The following is a 3,984-nucleotide window of genomic DNA, read 5'->3' on the forward strand; positions in this document are numbered from 1 at the left end:
ACCGGGCACAGGCAGCCGTATCTTCCGTACGACCATCCGCGAACAATGGCTTCCCAAGCTCACGGCCTTCCGCCCCGAGTTGGTGTTGCTTTCAGCCGGTTTTGACGGGCACAAACAAGACGAAACAGGCCGTCTGAACCTGCATGAAGCCGATTTTGCCTGGCTGACACACAAAATCGTCCAAGCAACAGCAAGCTGTCAAGGACGTATCGTTTCCGTGCTGGAGGGCGGATATACCTTGGAATCCATGTCTAAATCTGCCGCCGCCCACATCCGCGTATTGGCAGGCTTAAGCAAGGCCGACTACGTCATCGCCTACCAAAAGCATCTGAAGCGCGGCAAAAGTAACAACCCTACACCATAACGTATTCAAACTATTGCCCCAGGCCGTCTGAAAATAGATTATCCATTTCAGACGGCCTTTTTTTCATTTACAAACTTTAATTTGAGCAAAGACAAACCATTTTCATATTATCAGTAGTAAAATAACAAATATAAAACATATCAATAAAAATATTTCACACGCCACACTGCTTCCCTTTCCCTAATTGACCGTCTTTTTCAGACGGCCTCCACTTTAAAAAAAGGAGCGTTACAATGAAAGCAGCACGTTTTTACAACAAAGGTGACATCCGCATCGAAGACATTCCAGAGCCAACCGTAGCTCCGGGTACTGTCGGCATTAATGTTGCGTGGTGCGGTATCTGCGGTACCGATCTGCACGAATTCATGGAAGGCCCGATTTTCATTCCGCCTTGCGGCCATCCGCACCCAATCTCCGGCGAGTCAGCCCCTGTAACCATGGGGCACGAGTTCTCCGGCGTGGTTTATGCCGTAGGCGAAGGCGTGGACGACATCAAAGTCGGCCAACACGTTGTCGTTGAACCCTACATCATCCGCGACGATGTACCGACCGGCGAAGGCAGCAACTACCACCTCTCCAAAGACATGAACTTCATCGGTTTAGGTGGCTGCGGTGGCGGCTTGTCTGAAAAAATCGCCGTTAAACGCCGTTGGGTACACCCTATTTCCGACAAAATTCCATTAGACCAAGCTGCTTTGATTGAGCCTCTGTCTGTCGGCCACCATGCTTATGTACGCAGTGGCGCGAAAGAAGGCGACGTGGCATTGGTCGGCGGCGCAGGCCCAATCGGTTTGCTGTTGGCTGCCGTATTGAAAGCCAAAGGCATCAAAGTCATCATCACCGAATTGAGCAAAGCACGTAAAGACAAAGCACGCGAAGCCGGCGTGGCCGACTACATCCTCGACCCGTCCGAAGTCGATGTCGTCGAAGAAGTGAAAAAACTGACCAACGGCGAAGGCGTAGATGTCGCATTCGAATGCACCAGCGTCAACAAAGTGCTGGACACCATGGTCGAAGCATGCCGTCCGACTGCGAAAGTCGTCATCGTATCCATTTGGAGCCACCCCGCCACCATCAACGTCCATAGCGTCGTGATGAAAGAGCTGGACGTGCGCGGCACCATCGCCTACTGCAACGACCACGCAGAAACCATCAAATTGGTTGAAGAAGGCAAAATCAACCTTGAGCCTTTCATCACCCAGCGCATCAAACTGGACGAATTGATTTCCGAAGGCTTCGAGCGCTTGATCCACAACAACGAATCCGCAGTAAAAATCATTGTCAATCCTAATCTTTAATCCTAAGGCTTAAAGAATAAACAGGCCGTCTGAAACTTTTCAGACGGCCTGTCTACTTGATAAATTCCCGAATGGCCCAATTCTCTGCCGACCATTCACTTATCAAGAGTAAAACTCCATGAATCCAAAATACGCCCCACTCTTTCAAACATACACCCTCAATAACGGCGTAACCATCAAAAACCGCCTTGTCGTCGCCCCCATGACCCATTTCGGCTCACAAGCCGACGGTTTGATCAGCGACCAAGAGCGTACATTCCTCAGCAACCGTGCAGGCGATATGGGCTTGTTTATCACTGCCGCCACTTTGGTTCAAAAAGACGGCAAAGCCTTTCACGGCCAACCTGAAGCCACAGGCGAACACTGCCTCGACAGCCTGAAAGAAACCGCACAAATCCTGCAACAACAAGGCGCAAAAGCGATTTTGCAAATCCATCACGGCGGCTCCAAAGCCATTGATGAACTTTTGGACGGTCTCGACAAAATCAGCGCTTCCGCCAGCGAAACCGAACACGCACGCGAAGCGACCGCAGAAGAAGTCGAAGCACTCATCGCCTCTTATGCGCAAGCCGCCGATTTGGCGCTTCGTGCCGGTTTTGACGGCGTGGAAATCCACGGTGCGAACGGCTATCTGATCCAACAGTTTTACTCTGCCCAAAGCAACCGCCGCAACGACCAATGGGGCGGCAGCTTGGAAAACAGAATGCGCTTCCCGCTGGCCGTTATCGATGCCGTGGTTGCCGTCCGTGAAAAACACCAGCGCAACGACTTCATTATCGGCTACCGCTTCTCCCCTGAAGAGCCGGGTGACAACGGCTTAACCATGACCGAAACCGGCGCACTGATTGACGCATTGGTACAAAAACCGCTGCAATATTTGCACGTTTCCCTGTGGGAATTTGATAAAAAAATCCGTCGCGGCGGCGATACAGCCCAAACCCGTATGCAGTTTATCCACGAACGCATCAACGGCAAACTGCCGCTTATCGGCGTAGGCAACCTGTTTACCGCCGACCAAATTTTGGCCGCCTATGAAACCGGCTGGGCAGAATTTATCGCCTTGGGCAAAACCGTGATGATTAATCCGCACATCGCCACGCAAATCCGTGAAGGCCGCGAAGATGAAATCGAAACGCAACTCGATCCGACGCGCGCCGACCATTACGGCCTTCCCGACACCTTGTGGGGATTTGCCTCCAGTGGTACGCAATCATGGCTGCCGCCGGTAAAAGGCGCAGAATGGAAACCGATGGATATTTAATCATCGATTCATAAACAAAGGCCGTCTGAAACTTTTCAGACGGCCTTTGTTTTGGTACAAACATTGAATTATCAAGCATTTTTTTGTACAATTCCGCATCTTTCAATCTATTGCAGGGCGTGTTGCACACGCCCTTATTTTAGCCTGTTTTCCAATACCCATATCCTTCAGGCCGTCTGAAAAAGCGGCCTGAACCTTTTTGCAAAGAAAACCATGTCCCAAGAAATCCTCGACCAAGTGCGCCGCCGCCGCACGTTTGCCATCATCTCCCACCCCGACGCGGGTAAAACCACGCTGACCGAAAAACTGCTGCTGTTTTCAGGTGCGATTCAAAGCGCAGGTACGGTAAAAGGCAAGAAAACCGGCAAATTCGCCACCTCCGACTGGATGGACATCGAGAAGCAGCGCGGCATTTCCGTGGCCTCGTCCGTAATGCAATTCGACTACAAAGACCATACCGTCAACCTCTTGGACACGCCGGGACACCAAGACTTCTCCGAAGATACCTACCGCGTATTGACCGCCGTGGACAGCGCATTGATGGTCATCGACGCGGCAAAAGGTGTGGAAGCGCAAACCATCAAACTCTTGAACGTCTGCCGCCTGCGCAATACGCCGATTGTCACGTTCATGAACAAATACGACCGCGAAGTACGCGATTCTTTGGAGTTGCTGGACGAAGTGGAAAACATCCTGCAAATCCGCTGCGCGCCCGTAACCTGGCCGATCGGCATGGGCAAAAATTTCAAAGGCGTGTACCACATCCTGAACGACGAAATCTATCTCTTCGACGCGGGTGGCGAGCGTCTGCCGCACGAGTTCGACATCATCAAAGGTATCGACAATCCTGAATTGGAACAACGCTTTCCGCTTGAAATCCAGCAGCTGCGAGACGAAATCGAATTGGTACAGGCTGCTTCCAACGAATTTAATCTCGAAGAATTCCTCGCCGGCGAACTCACGCCCGTGTTCTTCGGCTCTGCGATTAACAACTTCGGTATTCAGGAAATCCTCAATTCATTGATTGAATGGGCGCCCGCGCCGAAACCGCGCGACGCGAC

The 3,984-nt window shown here is 51.6% G+C and carries 3 protein-coding genes and 1 pseudogene; all 4 read left to right on the forward strand.

Going from position 1 to position 3,984, the window contains the following annotated elements; translation table 11 throughout:
* Positions 1 to 364 (forward strand): annotated as a pseudogene (locus ACTHUE_RS12370) (histone deacetylase family protein); the annotation flags it as partial.
* A 233-nt stretch (positions 365 to 597) separates the two neighbouring features.
* Complete coding sequence (locus ACTHUE_RS12375; protein WP_003745670.1) at positions 598 to 1,662, forward strand: 2,3-butanediol dehydrogenase; 1,065 nt, start codon at positions 598 to 600, stop codon at positions 1,660 to 1,662.
* Positions 1,663 to 1,780: 118 nt separating this feature from the next.
* Positions 1,781 to 2,923, forward strand: coding sequence for an NADH-dependent flavin oxidoreductase (locus ACTHUE_RS12380; protein ID WP_063068010.1), 1,143 nt, complete (start codon positions 1,781 to 1,783; stop codon positions 2,921 to 2,923).
* Between the two features lie 213 nt (positions 2,924 to 3,136).
* On the forward strand, positions 3,137 to 3,984 hold an 848-nt coding region (locus ACTHUE_RS12385), incomplete at its 3' end, for a peptide chain release factor 3 (RefSeq protein WP_440423593.1).

It is taken from the genome of Neisseria sp. P0021.S005 (genome assembly GCF_051956955.1).

Coding starts and splice junctions, on each gene's coding strand:
- ACTHUE_RS12375 (WP_003745670.1), top strand. CDS start 598: ATGAAAGCAGCACGTTTTTACAACAAAGGTGACATCCGCATCGAAGAC.
- ACTHUE_RS12380 (WP_063068010.1), top strand. CDS start 1,781: ATGAATCCAAAATACGCCCCACTCTTTCAAACATACACCCTCAATAAC.